General features: G+C 59.9%; 16 protein-coding genes. 3 read left to right on the top strand and 13 right to left on the bottom strand.

The window, feature by feature from the left end:
* Window positions 1-122: 122 nt before the first annotated feature.
* Window positions 123-1,523 (bottom strand): glutamate--tRNA ligase, encoded by a 1,401-nt coding sequence (gene gltX / locus INS80_RS16715; RefSeq protein WP_192966710.1) that lies wholly within the window; start codon window positions 1,521-1,523, stop codon window positions 123-125.
* Between the two features lie 79 nt (window positions 1,524-1,602).
* Between gltX and INS80_RS16710 the strand changes: the two genes are divergently transcribed.
* Complete coding sequence (locus tag INS80_RS16710; RefSeq protein ID WP_226892653.1) at window positions 1,603-3,714, top strand: ComEC/Rec2 family competence protein; 2,112 nt, start codon at window positions 1,603-1,605, stop codon at window positions 3,712-3,714.
* 95 nt (window positions 3,715-3,809) lie between these two features.
* Here the strand turns inward: INS80_RS16710 and lexA are convergent, their stop codons facing one another.
* The 7 genes from lexA to INS80_RS16675 form a co-directional block, all read right to left on the bottom strand.
* Entirely contained in the window at window positions 3,810-4,517 is a 708-nt protein-coding gene (gene lexA, locus INS80_RS16705; protein WP_192966709.1) for a transcriptional repressor LexA, read from the bottom strand.
* A 126-nt stretch (window positions 4,518-4,643) separates the two neighbouring features.
* Entirely contained in the window at window positions 4,644-5,819 is a 1,176-nt protein-coding gene (locus tag INS80_RS16700) for a molybdopterin molybdotransferase MoeA (RefSeq protein WP_192966708.1), read from the bottom strand.
* Entirely contained in the window at window positions 5,820-6,290 is a 471-nt protein-coding gene (gene moaC, locus INS80_RS16695; RefSeq protein ID WP_192966707.1) for a cyclic pyranopterin monophosphate synthase MoaC, read from the bottom strand.
* The gene (trpC, locus tag INS80_RS16690) at window positions 6,290-7,102 is read right to left on the bottom strand and encodes an indole-3-glycerol phosphate synthase TrpC (protein ID WP_192966706.1); all 813 of its coding nucleotides are present in this window, start codon (window positions 7,100-7,102) and stop codon (window positions 6,290-6,292) included. Before trpC ends, moaC begins: the two co-directional genes overlap by 1 nt.
* 14 nt (window positions 7,103-7,116) lie before the next feature.
* Entirely contained in the window at window positions 7,117-7,767 is a 651-nt protein-coding gene (locus tag INS80_RS16685; protein WP_192966705.1) for a uracil-DNA glycosylase, read from the bottom strand.
* Window positions 7,767-8,789 carry an anthranilate phosphoribosyltransferase gene (trpD, locus tag INS80_RS16680; protein ID WP_192966704.1) on the bottom strand — a complete coding sequence of 341 codons (1,023 nt, stop codon included), beginning with the start codon at window positions 8,787-8,789 and terminating at the stop codon, window positions 7,767-7,769. Before trpD ends, INS80_RS16685 begins: the two co-directional genes overlap by 1 nt.
* Window positions 8,786-9,367 (bottom strand): anthranilate synthase component II, encoded by a 582-nt coding sequence (locus tag INS80_RS16675; RefSeq protein ID WP_192966703.1) that lies wholly within the window; start codon window positions 9,365-9,367, stop codon window positions 8,786-8,788. The genes trpD and INS80_RS16675 overlap by 4 nt, the downstream gene beginning before the upstream one ends.
* A 120-nt stretch (window positions 9,368-9,487) precedes the next feature.
* Between INS80_RS16675 and INS80_RS16670 the strand changes: the two genes are divergently transcribed.
* On the top strand, window positions 9,488-11,134 hold the full coding sequence (locus INS80_RS16670; protein ID WP_369411423.1) for a divergent polysaccharide deacetylase family protein: 1,647 nt from the start codon (window positions 9,488-9,490) through the stop codon (window positions 11,132-11,134).
* 49 nt (window positions 11,135-11,183) lie between these two features.
* Here the strand turns inward: INS80_RS16670 and trpE are convergent, their stop codons facing one another.
* The 5 genes from trpE to fabI form a co-directional block, all read right to left on the bottom strand.
* Window positions 11,184-12,695: an anthranilate synthase component I gene (trpE, locus tag INS80_RS16665; protein ID WP_192966702.1), complete on the bottom strand. Its 1,512-nt coding sequence runs from the start codon at window positions 12,693-12,695 to the stop codon at window positions 11,184-11,186.
* 24 nt (window positions 12,696-12,719) lie between these two features.
* On the bottom strand, window positions 12,720-14,561 hold the full coding sequence (locus INS80_RS16660) for a peptidylprolyl isomerase (protein ID WP_192966701.1): 1,842 nt from the start codon (window positions 14,559-14,561) through the stop codon (window positions 12,720-12,722).
* 137 nt (window positions 14,562-14,698) lie between these two features.
* The gene (locus tag INS80_RS16655) at window positions 14,699-15,886 is read right to left on the bottom strand and encodes an aminotransferase (RefSeq protein WP_192966700.1); all 1,188 of its coding nucleotides are present in this window, start codon (window positions 15,884-15,886) and stop codon (window positions 14,699-14,701) included.
* Between the two features lie 188 nt (window positions 15,887-16,074).
* The gene (gene gpt / locus INS80_RS16650; protein WP_192966699.1) at window positions 16,075-16,578 is read right to left on the bottom strand and encodes a xanthine phosphoribosyltransferase; all 504 of its coding nucleotides are present in this window, start codon (window positions 16,576-16,578) and stop codon (window positions 16,075-16,077) included.
* A gap of 84 nt (window positions 16,579-16,662) precedes the next feature.
* Entirely contained in the window at window positions 16,663-17,466 is an 804-nt protein-coding gene (gene fabI / locus INS80_RS16645; RefSeq protein ID WP_192966698.1) for an enoyl-ACP reductase FabI, read from the bottom strand.
* 222 nt (window positions 17,467-17,688) lie between these two features.
* Here fabI and pdxH point away from each other — a divergent pair, with 222 nt between their 5' ends.
* Window positions 17,689-18,294, top strand: coding sequence for a pyridoxamine 5'-phosphate oxidase (gene pdxH, locus INS80_RS16640; RefSeq protein ID WP_192966697.1), 606 nt, complete (start codon window positions 17,689-17,691; stop codon window positions 18,292-18,294).
* Window positions 18,295-18,370 lie beyond the last annotated feature (76 nt).

Raw genomic sequence — 18,370 nt, 5'->3', positions numbered from 1 at the left:
CTTCCTGTTACAGGCGCAAAAACCCGGATCGCATCCGGGCTTTGGGCAGGCAGCACCCGCGCGAGGTATCGCGCGGATGAGGTCGTATCGAAACAGGCTTACCCAAGGATTAAGGGCTGGGATCAGCCTGCTGCGTCGGTCAATCGGGCCAGAGTCTCGTCGCGGCCCAGAATAAGCATCATGTCGAACACCGAAGGCGTTACCGCGCGGCCTGCAAGGGCAGCCCGCAACGGGCCGGCCAGCTTTCCGAACTTGGTATCCTGTGCTTCCGCAAATGCGTTGAGAAGCGCCTCCAGATCCTCACGCGTCCAGCTAGCACTTTGCAACTGCGGCGTCAATTCATTCAGTATACCGTCGGATACAGATGCCAAAGCCTTTGCGGCCTTCGCATCTGGTTCAATCGGGCGAGACGTCAGGATGAAATGTGCTTTTTCAAGGAGTTCTGGAAATGTCTTTGCGCGATCCTTGAGGCAGTACATTGCGCGTTCAAGATCATTTGACTGCACGTCAGTCAATGCGGGCTCTCCTGCGGCGGCGAGATAGGCTTCTATCTCCTGCCGCAACGCGGCGTCATCGCTAACGGCGATATGCTGCCCGCATAGGCTTTCGAGTTTTTTCGTGTCAAACCGGGCGGGGCTTTTCCCAATTCCATCAAGGTCGAACCAGTCGCGCGCCTGCGCGTCGGTGAAGAACTCATCATCCCCGTGGCTCCAGCCCAGGCGGGCCAGGTAATTGCGCATGCCAGCGGCCGGATATCCCATCGCCTGGTATTCCTGTGCGCCCAGAGCGCCGTGGCGTTTGGAGAGCTTTTTTCCATCCGGTCCGTGGATCAGCGGAATATGCGCCCAGACTGGTACATCCCAGCCCATCGCCTCGTAAATCATCATCTGACGCGCTGCATTGTTGAGGTGGTCATCGCCGCGGATCACATGGGTTACTCCCATATCGTGATCGTCCACCACCACGGCCAGCATGTAGACAGGTGTGCCATCCGAGCGCAGCAGGATCATGTCGTCAAGCTGATCGTTGCGGATGGTCACATCCCCCTGCACCTCATCGCGGATGACCGTGGTGCCATCCTGCGGTGCCTTGATGCGCACAACAAAGGGCCCGTCCGGGTGGCTTTCGGGCGGCGCATCCCGCCAGGGGGAGCGATAGAGGGTCGATTTGCCCTCGGCGCGGGCCGCGTCGCGAAAGGCCGAAATCTCTTCCTGCGTTGCAAAGCACTTGTAGGCCTTTCCTTCGGCCAACAACTGGTGGGCAACGTCCGCATGGCGGTCCGCGCGGGCGAACTGGCTGACGACATCTCCATCGTGATCAAGGCCCAGCCACGTGAGGCCCTGAAGAATTGCGGCTGTTGCTTCGGGGGTAGAACGCTCCCGGTCGGTATCTTCGATCCGCAGCAGGAACTTGCCGCCACGGCCGCGGGCATACAGCCAGTTGAACAGCGCAGTGCGCGCGCCGCCAATGTGCAAAAAGCCGGTGGGCGAGGGGGCGAAACGGGTGACAACCGGAGTGGACATGGGGGCGATTTACCTTTTGGAAACCATAAGAGGAGTAGCGTTTCCGCCTGTCTACCCACCCAAAGGGTCAGGAGCAAGCATGGGAATGATGCGTATCCTCGACCAGCTGCTACAGGTTCAGAGGGGACATCTGCTGGCCTGGGGGCCGGTGTTTCTGGGGCTTGGAATAGGGGTCTATTTTGCCTTGCCGGTTGAGCCGGGCGCCGCGACCTATGCGTCGGTCGCGGGGCTGGGTGTGCTTTGCGCCGTGCCTGCGTTGCGCCCGCAGGCAATCGGACTTTTGGCGCGGGCTGCATTACTGGTGGTCGTCGGGTTTAACGTGGCCGGGGTGCGAGCGCATCTGCTAGAGGCGCCGGTGCTCAGCTACCGATACTATGGTCCGGTTGAAGGGCAACTGGTTCATATTGACAGATCAGGCCGGGACCATTTCCGTCTCACTCTGGACGAGGTGCGGCTCCGGAACGTCCCGGCAGACAGGACGCCTGCCTTTGTCCGGCTGTCCGTCCTTGCCGATGATCGGCTTCCCCCTGTCGGTGCGCGGATCGCCACAACCGCTCACTTGTTGCCGCCACAAGGGCCAGCTGAGCCCGGAGGATTTGATTTTCGCAGGCACGCTTGGTTCAAGCAGTTGGGGGCGAGCGGCGATACCAAGGTTGCGGTCATGATGATCGAACCGGCCGACACGAGGTTGTCGATTGCCCGGATCCGTCAGAACATCACGTCCTTTTTGCACCAAAGGCTGCCGGGCGAAGTGGGCGCGGTGGCTGCGGCCATCACCACCGGAGATCGCAGCGGCGTCAATCAGGCAACCTTGCAGGATTTGCGGGCCAGCAATCTGGCGCATCTGCTGGCCATTTCTGGGCTTCACATGGGCCTCGTTGCGGGCTTCGTCTTTGGCGCGTTGCGGTTTGGCCTGTGTTTGATTCCGGCTCTGGCGCTACGGGTGAACACCAAGAAAATAGCGGCAGCGGTCGCCCTTGTTGCGGCTTCCGGGTACCTGGCTCTGTCGGGCGGCAACGTTGCGACCGAACGTGCCTTCATCATGGTGGTCGTCATGTTCGGAGCTGTCCTGATGGACCGGCGCGCAATCTCTTTGCGGGCTGTTGCAGTCGCTGCCTTTCTCGTACTTCTGAGGCGCCCTGAAACGCTGCTCAGCCCCGGGTTCCAGATGAGTTTTGCCGCAACTGCGGCCCTCGTTGGGATTTTCGCCTGGGTCCGTGACAGCGGGCTGACGCTTGGGCCGAGCTGGCTGCGTCCGGTTACGGCTCTGATGGTGGCATCTTTGGTGGCAGGGCTGGCCACCGCTCCATTTGGTGCCGCGCATTTTAACACAGTGTCCCACTATGGCCTTCCCGCGAACCTGCTAGCAGTGCCCGTGATGGGTATGATCGTCGTGCCGGCGGCGATCATCTCGCTATGTCTCCTGCCATTTGGAGCCGAGGCCCTACCTCTGGAGCTGCTGGACGCAGGCTTGCGATGGATTCTCTGGGTCGCGGAGTCCATCGCCGATCTCCCGGGGGCGCAACGCCGGGTGATCCAGCCAGATTCGATTGTGCTTCCTTTGATGGCCTTTGGAGCGCTGGTCGTTTTGATCTGGCATGGGCGCCTTCGGTGGGTGGGTGTCATACCGATTGTCACTGCATTCGGCCTCTGGACGCAGGCTTCGCGCCCGTTGGTCCTGGTTGGGACGACAGGGCAATTGGTCGGAGTACTTGGGCCTGAGGGACGTGCGCTGTCACGCGACAAGGGCCAGAGTTTTGCGGCGAGGGTTTGGCTCGAAAATGATGGCGATGTTGCAACCCAGACGGAGGCCTTCGCGCGTTGGAATGCGACCGCCGCTCCAAGACAGAGGGAAAGGACCACCGTTCTGCCTCAAGAAGTACACATTGACGCATTTAGCATTGTTCATGTTACCGGGCGTGGGGCTGCAAGGCTTATGCGATCCTGCACGTCCCAACAGATCGTCGTCGCGACAGTAGATATTGCCCCAGCTGGACCATGTGAAGTCTTCGGGCCCGAGCGGTTGCGACGCACAGGAAGTCTCGACATTGACGGGCTCGGAAATATTACGACTGCCTCTGAAATGGCCGGGATCAGGTTGTGGACAGGCGCAAGGAGAGAAAGCGGAAATCAGACAGAGGCTTACCAACGTCCCGGAATTAGATCACTCGCCGCCCTCGGTTCAAACTGATCTTGAACGCAATCTTCTGGCCCCGAGCCCACGCACCTGAGTTGCCGCAACATCCGTCGCCGAACAGACCCAAAAGTCTGCCGTGCTGGACCCACTCAGTAACTGCGGATCAAGCCTACGAGGCGTCCCTGAACCTTCACCTGATCGGCAGGGTAGCTGCGCGTCGCATAGGCCGGGTTTGCGGCTTCCAGCTCGATGGTCGTGTTGCGTCGGAAAATCTTCTTGAGCGTCGCTTCGTGACCCTCGACAAGTGCGACCACGATGTCTCCGTCATCTGCGGTATCCGTCTCGCGGATCACGACGGTGTCCCCGTCATTGATGCCGACATTGATCATGGAGTCCCCCCGCACCTCAAGCGCATAATGGGCACCGTTGGCGCTTAGCATAGAGCTGGGCACGCTGATCCTGTTTGACACATGGCTGATCGCTTCGATCGGAACACCGGCTGCGATGCGCCCCATCACGGGCAGCTCCAGAGCGGTTGCGACCGAGAGAGACGCTGCCTCTGCGGCTGGGGAGGGCGCGGCATGAACATCGGGTTTTCCGCCAGATACGACAGTTGGCTTGAACTGTCTCTCCCCTCCAAGGGACTCTGGGAGGCGCAGAATCTCTATCGCCCGAGCCCGATGTGCGAGGCGACGGATGAACCCTCGTTCCTCAAGCGCGGTAATAAGCCGATGAATCCCGGATTTGGAACGCAGATCCAAGGCGATCTTCATTTCGTCAAAACTGGGCGGCACACCGTCCTTTTGCATCCGGGCGTTAATGAACTCCAACAGGTCCAGTTGCTTTTTTGTGAGCATGTTCATCCCTTTGCGCCAGATTGCTTTGGTTTGTTCTACTCCTGTTCACGATTTGTGTCAACTCTGGACAGAGGTGTTCTCGGGTTTTTGCAAAAGCTTTATGCCTGTGGTGCGGGAAAAAGCAGATTAGATCCGAATGTAGCTGACGGTTTCATTCGCATCCCGCGCCGGATCATGGGGGGGGCGGATTAGCAGGGCATTGGCTTTGGCGAGAACCGACAACAGCGAACTGTCCTGGCGGTCGAAGGCGCGGATCTGACCGTCGTCCTGGAGTTCGGCGCGCATGTAGTGTTCCCTAGGCCCGTTTTGAGCCAGCGGCGCAGCCAGAGGTGCCTCAAGGCGGCGCGGCTGGATACTTTTCTCACCCAGCATTGTGCGGACCATAGGTTCCAGGAAGATATGACCGCACACCATGGCAGACACCGGATTTCCCGGTAAACCGACCATCGCAGTCTGTCCCATACGCCCGGCCATAAGGGGTTTTCCTGGACGCATGGCGACCTTGTAGAATGACCGCTCCATTCCAAGGTTATGAGCCACTTCTCCGACCAAATCGTGATCGCCAACAGAGGCCCCGCCAATCGTCACCACCAGATCTGCGCCTGACGTTAGTGAAAAGGCTGTCGTGAGCGATCCAATTGTATCTCTGGCAATCGGCAGGATACGCACATGGGCCCCAAGGCTTTCAAGAAGGGCCTTCAAGCCAAATGTGTTGGAGGCAATGATCTGATCCGGTCCGGGCGTGCTGCCCGGCATCACCAGTTCGTCCCCGGTTGAAATCAGTGCGATGTCTGGGCGGCGGGTAACCGGGACTTCGGCTATGTTCATGGCTGCAAGGAGAGCGATGTCAGACGGGGTTAGACGCCGCGGCGCCGAAACCGTATCCCCGTCGAAAAAGTCACCGCCGCGCGGGCGGATATTGTCGCCATCTCCAGGCTCGTCGGTGATGGTGATCAGATTGCCCTTGCGTGTCACATCTTCCTGAATGACGACAAAACCGGCGCCCTCTGGGATGGGCGCGCCGGTAAAGATACGCACCGCCTGACCAGCGCCAACGACTCCATCAAAGCGATGACCGGCAGCCGCTTCGCCAATCACCTTGAACATGGCGTGCAGTTCCACCTCGGCGCCTTTTACCGCATAGCCATCCATGGCAGAGGCTGAAAACGGTGGTTGATCACGGCGAGCGGGAACATCCCGCGCCAGCACCCGCCCGGCGGCCTCTGCCAGGGGGACCATCTCGGCTTCCAGCGGTGAGGCAAGCTCCAATAGGTGTGCAAGCGCTTCGTTAACTGAGATCATTTATGCCTCGTATCGCCCTGATTTTCCGCCATCTTTCAGGATTACACGAATGCCGCCGATCTCCATCGCCTTATCCACGGCCTTGGCCATGTCGTAGACTGTGAGCGCTGCCGTGGAAACAGCGGTGAGCGCCTCCATCTCGACCCCGGTCTGTCCTGTCGTTTTCACCGTGCCTTCGATGCGCACACCTGGCAGCTCGGGATCCAGTGTCAGTTCGACTGCGACCTTGGTCACCGGCAGCGGGTGGCAGAGCGGAATAAGCTCAGGCGTTTTCTTGGCCCCCATGATGCCTGCCAGGCGTGCAACGCTCAGCACATCGCCCTTTTTCGCGCGACCTTCGGAAATGATTTCAAATGTCTCGCGGGCCATCCTGATGTGCCCCTCGGCGGTTGCAATGCGCGAGGTGACTGCCTTGTCCGAGACATCCACCATATGGGCGTCACCCTTGCCGTCAAAATGCGTCAGCGGCATCACATCGCCCCCGGTGTCAGCGGATTGGCAAGCAACTGCCGGGTGGCGGATGCAACATCCTCCTGGCGCATCAGGGCCTCTCCGATCAGGAAGGTTCGGGCGCCATAGCGCGCCATGTCCGATAGGTCCTGCGGCGTGAACAACCCGCTTTCGCAGACAATGGTGCGATCGGCGGGCACCCGGCGGGACAGATCGCGGGTTGTATCTAGGGTAGTCTCGAAGGTCTTCAGGTTACGGTTGTTGATGCCCATCAGGGGCGATTTCAAGGCACAGGCGCGCTCGAGCTCTTTGGCGTCATGCACTTCCAGCAGCACATCCATGTCCCATTCCATGGCGCAGTCTTCCAGTTCGGCAGCCTGTGCATCCGACACAGATGCCATGATGATCAGGATGCAATCGGCTCCTAGTGCGCGCGCCTCGGCCACCTGATAGGGGTCATACATGAAATCCTTGCGCAAAGCGGGAAGGGCGCAGGCATCGCGCGCCTCGGTCAGAAAGGATTTTGCTCCCTGAAAACTAGGGGCGTCGGTCAGAACGGAGAGACAGGTCGCGCCACCTTGTTCATAGGCCTGCGCGAGGCTTGCCGGGTCAAAGTCTTCGCGGATCAACCCTTTGGAGGGGCTGGCTTTCTTGATCTCTGCGATCAATCCGTAGCCTTCGCGGCTGGCGGCGATCAATGCTTTGGCAAAACCGCGCACTGGGGCCGCTTCGCGGGCGGCAGCCTCGATCTCCGCCATGGGAACGGCAGCCTTGTCGGCGGCGACCTCCTCCAGCTTATAGGCCTTGATCTTGTCGAGCACGTTTTCTGTCATTGCCTAGCCTCCTGTCAGGCGGCCCAGTCTATGGGCGCGTGGCCGCGCATCTGCAGCCAGGTGTTAATTGCCGAGAACGGCCGCGATCCAAAGAAACCGCGCCGTGCCGAAAGAGGCGAGGGATGCGCGCTTCTCAGGATCAGGTGATCGCCCGGATTAAGATGTTTTTCAAGCCTTTGAGCCTGTTTTCCCCATAAGACATAGGCTGTCGGCCGCCTCGATGTCCGTTCCAGCACCTCTCTGACAAGCTGGTCCCAGCCCAGATCCTTGTGCCCGTTTGCCTCGCCCGCAGGGACACTTAGGGCGCTATTCAGCAACAGAACGCCCTGACGCGCCCAGCCCCGTAGGTCTCCATTTCGTCGATCCAAGCCAAGATCGCTTTCCAACTCTTTGAAAACATTGGAAAGAGATCGGGGCAGGGGGTGAACATCCGGTTCAACTGAAAAGGCCAGGCCATGGGCGTGGCCGGGGGTGGGATAGGGATCCTGCCCGAGAATGACGACGCGCACCGTGTCCGGCTGTGTCAGCTCGAGCGCCGCAAATCGTTGCGGCTCCGGCGGCAGGATCGTTCGTGTCTCCTGCGCCAGTTTTCCCTCAATCCGCGGCAAATCGGTGTCAAAGAAGGGTAAGTCTCGCCACGCTCCAAGCCGGTCCGGCCGCACCATCAGTCCGCCCCGGAGGTGATCCGAGCCACGGCGGAGATTTTTTCTTTTGCGGCGCCGCTGTCGATGCTTTCACGCGCCTTTTCAACGCCTTCGCGCAGATCGCTCGCGTCTCCTGCTACCACAAGCGCCGCAGCGCTATTGAGGAGAACGGCGTCCCGGTAAGCCGAGGGTGCACCATCAAGAAGGGCACGGAACGCAGTTGCGTTTTCCTCCGGCGTGCCGCCCAGAATCTCTTCGAACGGGTGAACCGGCAAGCCCGCATCTTCGGGGTGAAGCTCGACATCGCGAATGCTGCCGTCTTCTTCGAGGGCGGAGACCCAGCTCACGCCGGTGATCGTCAACTCATCGGTGCCGTCCGATCCATGCACCAGCCAGGCGCGGGTCGAACCAAGCTGCTGGAGTGTTTCCGCCATAGGGCGGATCAGGGCGCGGGAAAAGGCGCCGGTCACCTGCCGTTTGACGCCCGCCGGGTTGGTGAGCGGGCCTAGGATATTGAAAATCGTTCGGGTTCCAAGCTCTTGCCGGGTGGGCATGACATGAGCAATCGCCGGGTGATGCATCGGCGCCATCATGAAACAGATCCCGGCCTCGTTCAGTGATCTTTCAACCACTTGCGGTCCGACCATCACCTGAATACCCATCTGCCCCAAAGCATCCGCGGCGCCGGATTTTGAGCTGAGGTTGCGATTGCCGTGCTTTGCCACCACCGTCCCGGCCCCCGCGACCACAAAGGCTGTGGCGGTCGAGATGTTGAGCGTGCCCTTGCCATCGCCGCCGGTGCCGACAATGTCGATGGCCCCTTCCGGCGCACGCACAGCATTGCATTTGGAGCGCATGACGGCAGCCGCGGCAGCGTATTCGTCCACGGTTTCGCCCCTTGTGCGCAGTGCCATCAACAGACCGCCCATCTGACTTGGGGTGGCTTCGCCCTCGAACAGCATGGCAAAGGCCTCTTCCGCTTCTGCGCGGGTCAGGGCGCGCTCTGCGGCGGCATTGATCAGGGGCTTCATCTGGTCGCTCATGCGGGCACCTTCATCTCGTTCAGGAAATTCTGCAGCAGCGCGTGGCCGTGCTCAGAGGCGATCGACTCCGGGTGAAACTGGACACCGTGGATCGGCAGGTCGCGATGCTGCAAGCCCATGATGGTCCCGTCCTCCAGTTCTGCCGTCACTTCCAGGCAATCGGGTAGAGTGTCCCGTTCAACGATAAGGGAGTGATAGCGGGTTGCCTCAAAAGGTGAGGGGAGGCCGGCAAACAGACCTTTGCCGCTGTGATGTACCTGTCCCATCTTTCCGTGAACGATTTCATGGCACCGCACCACTTTGCCGCCAAAGGCCTGACCGATTGTCTGGTGGCCGAGGCAGACGCCCATCAGCGGGATGCCAGCTTCAGCCGCAGCGAGGGTAAGGGGCAGGCATATTCCTGCCTGATCGGGATCGCAGGGGCCGGGGCTAAGAAGAATGCCCGCAGGCCTGATAGCCATGGCTTCTTGGACATCAAGGGTGTCGTTGCGGCGAACATCCAGCGTTGCGCCAAGCTCGCCCAGGTAGTGCACAAGGTTGTAGGTAAAGGAATCGTAGTTGTCGATCAGCAGCAACATCTTGGCAGGCTCTTTTATGGGTGGCGGGCAGGGCTTGCACCGCAGTATAGTTGTTGCGACATACATGTTCAGGCTTGCCGGCCAGCGTCAAGGGCAGGGTGCCTTTTTGGCACAATCGCGTTGGATGATCCCGGTGAATTTGGTCAGGTGGCAGGCCTGATCAATGAAGGCAAGACCAAAGAATTGAGAGGCAAAACGGGCATGCGAGGCTTTCTGGTCGGCGTCAGTATTGGAACCCTGGTGGCAGTGGGTGGCGCGGCGATGTGGTCCCTGTCCACGCCATTGCCGCCGCAGGTGCGTGTCAGCGTGACAGAGCCCGATGCGGCTGCAGCCCCTGAGCCGAGCGCCTCTGCACCGGTTGAACGTCCATCAGGCGATGCTGATCTGGTGGAGGCAGTGCCAGTTGCCCCTAGCACGGCCCCGGCAGACGACGTCAGCGGTCTGGATGCAGCGGATACGGTACCGGCCGCGCGCCCAGAGCTTGTCGTGCCGGGGGCGGTTGCCTCAGACGGTGAGGTGGCGCTTCCCGCCAAACCCGGTGCACCGTCCGAATTGTCCACCGCCAATAGTGGCGGTGATCCGGTCACCTTGCCAGCATCCACCGCAGGTGAGGACGACATCATTGTGTCCACCCAGCCCGCCCCGGCACCTGCGGAAACCGAGATTGAGGCGGCGCAGGCCCGGCAGGAGGATCCCGACCAGTCTGCCAAGCCGGAATTGACTGCAAGTCAGGACGATACAGAGGGCGCTCGCGCTTTGGTTCCATCGGTTGCGATGCCGGAACTTGGGACCGCTCCGGCTCCAACAGCGCCGCCTGTGATCACATTTGCAACACCCGCGCCTCAGGCGCAGCCGGACACTGCCGAGGAGACGCCAGCAGAGGCTGAGACGCAGGGGGATGAGACACAAGTGGCTGAGGCCGAACCTGCACCGGGGGCAGACGCCACCGACCGCATTGCGGCGCTACCAACGGCAAATGAACCAGATCGGGCCGAGGGGCCTCAGATCGGCACCCGGGTAATCCCCCTGACAGAACGGGATGGGGTCAATGAGATCGAGGAAGAGGCTGACACAACCGAGCAGTCGCCGTTCAAAGCCTTCGCGGCTCCATATGAGGCGAGCGAGGACCGTCCATTGATGTCCATCGTACTCATTGACGATGCGGAATCTGTCGAGGCCGAGGCTTTGGCGGAATTCCCCTATCCTCTAAGCTTTGCGATTGATCCCGAAGATCCGCGAGCTGCGGAAAAGATGGTTGCTCATCGCGCTGCCGGATTTGAGGTTCTCATCCTTGCGGATCTGCCGCGTGAGGCTCGCCCTCAGGATGCAGAAACCGCGTTTGAGGTCTGGCGGGAGCGCCTCCCCGAGGCGGTGGCTCTCCTCGAAGGGGTCAGGACCGGTGTGCAAGGGAACAGGCCATTGGCAGATCAGGTCTCCGACGTGGCGCAGGCAGGGGGCTATGGCCTCGTCTTGCAGAACAGCGGGCTCAACACGGTGCAAAAACTTGCACTGCGTGAAGGTGTTCCCGCAGGTGTGGTCTTTCGCGACTTTGATGGGGCGGGGCAAAACCCGAGGGCCATGCGACGGTTCCTCGATCAGGCTGCCTTCCGCGCCGGTCAAGAGGGGGCCGTGATCATGCTGGGTCGTCTGCAACCCGACACGATTTCGGCGCTGCTGTTGTGGGGATTGCAGGATCGTGCAAGCCGCGTGGCCCTTGCGCCGGTATCGGCCAGTTTGGCGGCGAACCTCGCTGAAACTGCCGAATAGCCGATTGGGGCCAGACGTCAGGCATTATCCGTCTGCAGACGCGCCCGCCTTAGCGATTGCGGCGACCGGTAAAGCGGGCGGCATCGGCGGCTGCACGGCGGATCGCATTGGATTTATGCACGGTTTCCATGTACTCGGCCTCGGGGTCGCTGTCATACACAACGCCGCCACCGGCCTGAATGTAGAGCGTCTGATCCTGAACGATGGCCGTGCGCAGGGCGATACACATGTCCATGTCGCCGCCAGCCGAGAAATAGCCCACTCCGCCGCCATAAACGCCGCGCTTTTCCGGCTCCAGCTCATCGATGATCTCCATCGCCCGCACTTTTGGCGCACCTGAGACCGTGCCCGCAGGCATTCCGGCAAAGAAAGCGTCAAGGGCGTCCTTGTCATCGTCCAGTTCGCCCACGACGTTCGAAACGATATGCATCACGTGGCTGTACCGCTCGATGATGAACTTTTCGGTCGGGCGCACGGTGCCGATTTTTGAGACGCGGCCCGTATCGTTGCGCCCCAGATCCAAAAGCATCAGATGCTCGGCCAGCTCCTTCTTGTCGGCCAGAAGATCTGCCTCAAGCGCTTTGTCCTCTTCCGGAGTGGCACCGCGCGGGCGAGTACCGGCAATGGGGCGAATGGTGACTTCCTGACCAAAGACCCGCACCAGGATCTCAGGGCTGGCGCCAATGACCTGAAACCCGCCGAAATTGAAATAGAACATGAACGGTGAAGGATTCGTCCGCCGCAGAGACCGGTAGAGCGCAAAGGGCGGCAGCGGAAAGTCCTGCTTCCAACGCTGAGCGGGAACGACCTGAAAGATGTCACCTGCGCGGATGTATTCCTTGGCTTTCTCCACCGCTTCCATGTAGCCGGATTTGGTGAAGTTGCTGACCGGCGGGGCGATTTCGTTCGCATCGCCCAGATCGCGTGTCTCGGCCGGCATGGCGCGTTCAAGATCGCGCACCGCATCCATGACCCGTTCGGCCGCTTGCGCATAGGCGGCTTTGGCCGATTGACCTGCCGCCGCCCAGGCGGGGGAAACTACCGTGACCTCACCCTTGACCCCGTCCAGAACCGCCACCACCGATGGGCGCATCATGATTGCATCGGGCAGACCGAGCGGATCCGGGTTCACGTCTGGCAGATGTTCGACGAGACGCACCATGTCGTAGCCGAGATAGCCAAAAAGTCCGGCGGCCGCCTGCGGTAGATCGTCGGGAAGATCGATGCGGCTTTCGGCCAGAAGCGCCCGCAGGTTGTCGAGCGGATCGCCGTCTTGCGGCGCGAACCCGTCTGCATCAAAACGCGCGGTGCGGTTGATCTCGGATTTGTCTCCGCGGCAGCGCCAGACCAGATCGGGTTTCATGCCGATGATGGAATAGCGCCCGCGTACCTCGCCGCCGGTTACCGACTCCAGAATGAAGGCGTCTTTTTGGGCGCCCGTCAGCTTCAACATCAACGAGACCGGCGTGTCGAGGTCCGCAGCTAGGCGGGTGTAGACCAGCTGGTTCTCGCCCGCGTCATAGGCTGCGGCAAAGCTGTCGAAATCCGGGGTCAAAGCCATGTGGTGCTGCCTTGCTCTGCTAGGTTACTGGAGGCTGGATTGAACGGCGTTCATTGCCTGCTGATCGACCCGGGGGGCGGCGCGACGCTGCGCGTCCTGCGCAAAGGCTTCGAACAGCGCTTGCGAGACGGCTTGATCAAGCTGACTGTCCAGAGCCTGTTTCAGCATTTGCATTTCTGCGCTGTCTTCGGCTGGCAGGATCTCATCAAGGCGTAGAACGACGGCGCCATCCTCATCGGTAACGATGCGCAGCTCGCCCGGCTCCATCTCGAAGGCGGCAATCATCATCTCGCCCGGAGTGCCTTCTATGTACGCGGTGCGGGTCTGTGCGGTTTCCGTTTTCAACTCGCGGTCCTCAGGGAAGGCACCGGCATCCGTAACCTCTTGCAAAAGCGCTTCGGCCTGGGCTGCGACGGCCTCGGCTGCGCGGTTGTCATTCCAGGCCTGGAAAACAGCTTCCCGTGCGTCGTCAAAGGCTTCCGGGCGCGGCGGCAGGACTTCGTCGAGGCGCAGAGCGAAAAGGCTGCCATCTTCGAGGAAGTCGACGGATGGAAAATCATCAACCGTGACCTGCTCAGCAGCGGAGCGGAAACCATCGTAGGCGGCAATCGCCTCACTGTTGGCGCCGGTCCAATTGAGGGTACCAAGACGCACATCCGAATCCTTGGCCACCTCCTCAAGGGTCATGCCACCGGCCAGCATATCCTCGATCGGCTCGGACTGCTGTTCGATCAGGCGGCGCGCACGGTCTGCGGCGAGTTCATCGCGCAGTTCTGTCTGAGCATCCTCGAACGTTGTGAGGCGGGCTTCTAGAGTACCGTTAACGCGATAAAGGGCAGGGCCAAGATCAGAGGGCAGGGGGCCGACAACAGCGCCAACCTCGGCCGCAAAGACCTCGGCGCCCGCGCCCGCCAGGTCGGCTTGTGTCACATCGCCAAGGTCGATATCGGCCAGATCCAATCCGCGATCCTGCACGAGCACCTCGAATGTTGTGCCGCCGACGTCAAGCTGTGCTTTCGCGCTTGCAGCACTGTCCTGATCTGCGAACACCAGTCGTTCGACCAGGCGGCGTTCCGGTACGTCATATTCCGCGATCCGCTCTTCATAGAGTGCCTTCAGCGCGGTTTCGTCGACATCAACAGTGTCCAGCAGCATCGCGGGGCTCAAATGCACATACGTCAGGACCTTTGTTTCCGGCAGGGTAAACAGATCGATGTTGGCGTCGTAAAAGGCCTGGAGCTCTTCATCGCCGGGCATCTGCATCGTCAGCGGAACTGTGGCCTTGGGAATGGAGACGTAAGTAAGGCTGCGACGTTCACCGATGTAGGCGACCAGCGTATCGGCCATGGTTTCGGGCATGCGTGCGCCCGACATGATGGCCGCCTGCACCAGGGTGCGCCCGGCTTCACGGCGTAGGTCATCCTCGAACTCGGCCTCGCTAAACCCGGCATTATCAAGCGCAAAGCGATAGGTTTCCCGGTCGAACTGTCCGTTCGCATTCTGGAAGGCGGGCACTTTGGTCAATTCTTCCAAAAGGTTCTCGTCGCCGATGGAAACGCCAAGTTGCTGTACTTCGTTGTCGATGGAGGCCAGAGTGATCAGCCGCCCAAGAACCACCTGATCCAGTCCCATGGCTGTCATTTGGGACATGGGCATCGCCTGACCGGTCTGGGCCTGTAATGCCCGCTGCTCGCGCTGGAGTTCGCGCATGTAGGTGTCAACGGTCACTTCGCGCTCACCGACGATGGCCACGGATGTCATCGAGCCGGAAAAATTCACCGCGCCAAACCCGGCAAGCCCCACGATCAGCATCCCCATGAGGATCCAGACAAAGGTTCGTGAAAGATTCTTCATGCCAGCGGCCATAGTGCCCTCATTCCTACCTGTTGCCCGCCCTGTCATTGCCGTTTTGCGGCTGGGAGGCGGTGCGATTTGTCATCTCGGGCTTCTGCATACGCTGCCACCCCAGAAGGGGCAAGAACTTGTCGCGCAAGCAAGGACTGCTACTGTCCGTGGTTCTGGCTGGGCTGGAACGCCGCAAGCCTGTCAAAGAGCGCCTCGATGCCTGCGCGGTCTACATTGGCAAAGGCAATTCGGAACTGACGCGCGCCGGACGTATCGCCCGAGGGCATGAACATGGTACCGGGCAACATCAAAACGGAGCTCTCCTGAACCAGCTGTTTGGCCAGCGTTTCCGATGACTGCTCAAAGGGATGCTCCACGTAGGCGAAATAGGCCCCGCATCCGAGCAGGGACCAGCCCTTGTCCGCTAACTTGTGAAACCCTTCTTCAATTGCAGCTTTGCGATCCAGGATTTCATGCCGCTCACCGGCGAGCCAGTCTTGCAGGTTACGAAGGCCCCAGACTGCGCCGATCTGACCAAGCTGGGCCGGGCATATCGTCAACGTATCGAGAAACTTTTCCATTTCGAACAATTTGGATTCGCTGGATGCGATCGCTCCAACACGGTGTCCCGTTAGCCTGTAGGCTTTTGAAAACGAATAAAGATGGATCAGAGTTTTGTCCCAGGCGACATCCTTGAACAGATCGTGTGGGGCGCCATCGCGGCTGTCAAAATCGCGATAGGTTTCGTCAAGGATCAGCGCTAGACCATGTGCGCGAGCGAGATCGAAAAAGGCACGCACGATCCCGGCTGGGTATTCGACACCGCAGGGATTGTTCGGGGTCACCAAGACGATGGCGCGGGTCCTGGGGGTAATCAGCGCAGCGGCCGCATCGGGGTCGGGCATCATGTCTGGGCCCACATGCAGGGGAACTGCCGCAACACCCGACATGTCGAGCCACATCTTGTGGTTGAAGTACCATGGAACCGGAATGATCACCTCGTCACCTTCGGCGCATAGCGATGCGATGCTGGCGGCAAACGCCTGGTTGCAGCCAGAGGTGATGCCGACCTGCGCTTTTGAGACCGAGCCGCCATAATGACTTGAGATCTGGCTGGCCAGTGCATCTCGCAAGTCATCACGGCCCAGAACCGCGCCGTAGAGGTGTGCATCCACCTGGTTGAGCGCAGCATCGGCCATCGCTTGGCGCAGCCCTTCGGGCGGCATTGCCGTTGGCGCGGCCTGGCTGACGTTGATCAAAGGGCGGTTGGATGGAAACGTGACCCCCTCCAGCCAGCGCCGCGACTCCACGATCGGTGAGCAAAAGGTGGCCTCTGTACTGGACATGTGGCCGGTCGATTCAGAGCTGCGGGATGTCGTCATGGGTTACTTTCCATCAACAAGGGAGATCTTGGTGGCGCATGGCAAGGCCTGCGCCGCACTGTGTGACACGGGCAAGCTCGACGCTCAAGAAAAAGCGCGCCACTGGGGCGCGCTCAAAACATTCCCGGCTGAGATAGCAGGCAAGCTCGCTGTCAGTCGGTGCCGCGATAGGGTTCCACGTATTGCAGGGCCATATCCCAGGGGAAAAAGATCCATGTATCCTGGCTGACTTCGGTGATAAAAGTGTCCACCATCGGTCGTCCCTTGGGTTTGGCATAGACAGTCGCGAAATGCGCCTTTGGGTACATCTGGCGGACCAGTTCCAAAGTCTTGCCGCTATCGACCAGGTCGTCGACGATCAGAATGCCTTCACCATCGCCCATAAGTGCCTGGTCGGGTGACTTGATGACTTCGGCCTCGCCTTGGGATTGGTGGTGGTAGGATTTGACCGAGATTGTATCGACCGTCCGAATGTCGAGCTCACGGCTGACGATCATGGCGGGTGCCATGCCACCACGTGTGATGGCGACCACCGCTTTCCAGGCGCCATTGTCCGGCCCCTGTCCGTCAAGGCGCCAGGCCAAGGCGCGGCTGTCCCTATGGATTTGATCCCAGCTGATGTGGAACCCTTTTTCGTGCGGAAGGCGATCTGTCATTTGCGTCTTGCTCCGAAGGAAATGGCCTCAGATGTGATGGGGCACTCCCCCCTTTGGTGGGAGGTGGCCCCGCACTTCCGGCGGTTACTTTGTTATGTCGGGGGCGTCGACGGCTTTCATACCCACCACGTGATAGCCTGCATCCACATGCAGATTCTCGCCGGTCACACCAGAGCTCAGATCCGACAGCAGGTAGAGCGCAGATTTGCCGACGTCATCGATGGTCACGTTCCGGCGCAGGGGCGAGTTGTATTCGTTCCATTTCATGATGTAGCGGAAGTCGCCGATACCGCTGGCGGCCAGCGTCTTGATCGGGCCGGCTGAGATGGCATTGACCCGGATCCCGTCCTTGCCCAGGTCCTCTGCAAGGTATTTGACAGAGGCCTCCAATGCCGCTTTGGCAACGCCCATAACGTTATAGTGTGGCATGACCTGCTCAGCACCGTAATAGGTTAGGGTGAGCATCGATCCACCATCGGTCATGAGCTTCTCGGCGCGGCGCGCCACAGCGGTGAAGGAATAGACCGAAATGTCCATTGTCATCTGGAAATTGTCGCGGCTGGTGTCAACGTACCGCCCGCGCAGCTCGTTCTTGTCGGAGAACCCGATGGCATGCACGATGAAGTCGAGTTTGCCCCATTTTTCTTCCAATGCGGCAAACAGGGCATCGACCGAGGCTTCATCGCCCACATCGCAGGGCAGCACGATGTCGCTCCCCAATTGCGACGCCAATGGATCGACTCGTTTTTTCAAGGCCTCTCCCTGATAGGAAAAGGCAAGCTCTGCCCCTGCATCCGCGCAGGCCTTGGCGATTCCCCATGCAATGGATTTGTCATTTGCCAGCCCCATGATGAGGCCGCGTTTGCCGGACAGCAGTTGGCTGGGCATGCAGGTTCTCCGCCTGTGATAAGTAAACTCATGGTCGTTTAATATGACCTTGGCTTTGCATCAAGAGTCTATGACCTGTGCGCAGAGAACCATCAGCCCGTTGATCCGTTGTCTGGATGTCAGATGCATCTGTTTACCCATCGGTGCGACGACCGGTGCTAACCTGTCTTGTATGCCGGTCGGCAGATGCATAGTGTGCCCGCAAAACGAAGTGAGGTTCCTATGTCCGAACGCTCGGGAATTTTTGGCGGTGACAACCCGTTCGAGATCGCTCAGTCCTGGCTTGCCGAAGCCGAAGAAGCAGAGCTGAATGATCCCAATGCTATCGCTCTGTCTACGGTAGATGCGCATGGAATGCCGAATGCTCGCATGGTTCTGCTCAAGGAAATTGAAGAAGACGCTTTTGTGTTCTTTACCAATTACGAAAGTGCAAAAGGCAAGGAGCTGGAGCAGGCTGGAAAGGCCGCATTTGTGATGCACTGGAAAAGTCTGCGCCGTCAGATTCGCGTGCGCGGTTTTGTCAGTCGGGAAGAGGGCCCTCAGGCGGACGAATATTACAAATCACGTTCCCTAAAGAGTCGACTGGGTGCATGGGCGTCGAAACAATCGCAACCTCTGGCCAGTCGGGCAGCCTTGATGGCAGAAGTTGCCAAAGTAACTGCCATGAAAGGGCCAGATCCGGAGCGGCCACCGTTTTGGGGCGGTTTTCGGATTGTCCCGATCGAAATCGAGTTCTGGGCCGACGGCGCTTTTCGCCTGCATGACCGATTTGTCTGGCGGCGCGAAAATGCAGGCGAAAATTGGAGCGTCCAGCGCCTCAACCCTTAAATAATTCCCCCGAAAATGTTCAATTCTCGACAACGGGGAATTTTTTTAACTTGAACTCATATAGTGAAATCGCGCA

It is taken from the genome of Phycobacter azelaicus (genome assembly GCF_014884385.1).
Lineage (GTDB): Bacteria > Pseudomonadota > Alphaproteobacteria > Rhodobacterales > Rhodobacteraceae > Phycobacter > Phycobacter azelaicus.
Note: the sequence above shows the minus strand (reverse complement) of the source record. Positions and strands in the feature narration are given on the sequence as shown.